Annotated in this window: 1 protein-coding gene; it reads left to right on the top strand. The window is 71.4% G+C overall.

What is annotated here, in order from left to right; translation table 11 throughout:
- Positions 1–245, top strand: a 245-nt coding sequence (locus KVS67_RS12630; RefSeq protein WP_217565511.1) for a TPM domain-containing protein, incomplete at both ends; no start/stop codon positions are given.

The raw sequence follows: 245 nt of genomic DNA, 5'->3' as shown, positions 1-245 counted from the left end.
GGATGAGCAGCGCCTGACCCAGGAGATCCAGGACCTACGCCGGGTCACCGGGCAGGGGCTGTACGTCGTCTACGTGGATGAGTTCAGCACGGGCGCCCAGACGCTGGCCCAGGACGTGGCGCGCCAGCGCGGGCTCGGGACGAACGACTCGGTCCTGGCGGTCGCGGTCGAGGGGCGCGCCTATGGGCTGGACAGCGGCGGGGACGCGAACCTCCAGAACCAGGTGACGCCCTCCTACGTGGGCC

It is taken from the genome of Micrococcus sp. GbtcB5, from assembly GCF_019091605.1.
Lineage (GTDB): Bacteria > Actinomycetota > Actinomycetes > Actinomycetales > Micrococcaceae > Micrococcus > Micrococcus luteus.
The sequence above is the reverse complement of the archived record's forward strand: the minus strand, read 5'-3'. Positions and strand labels throughout refer to the sequence as shown.